Consider the following 234-nt stretch of genomic DNA (forward strand, 5'->3'; position numbering starts at 1 on the left):
GCGAAAGTCTTCCGAATGTACACGATGGAGGTTGGGTTGGCAAAAATATTTTTGAGCCTAAAATTTCAATCAATAAACAATTTGTGGGCTCTGGCTTTTTTGTTGGCGATAGTTATTTACGTGTAGATAAAAGTCATTTTTTCAGTTTGTACAAGTGTGATCAAAAAACCGAATTTGGTATTCACGATTCTGATAGACAACGTTATTACCGCAAAGTTTATTTTGAGCCAGAAG

At 35.5% G+C, this 234-nt stretch carries 1 protein-coding gene; it reads left to right on the plus strand.

Translation table 11 applies throughout. The annotated features are described in order from the left end of the window. Nucleotides 1–234, plus strand: a 234-nt coding sequence (locus AC23ME_RS21155) for a hypothetical protein (protein WP_487729707.1), incomplete at both ends; no start/stop codon positions are given.

It is taken from the genome of Pedobacter sp. T50_32 (assembly GCF_057652195.1).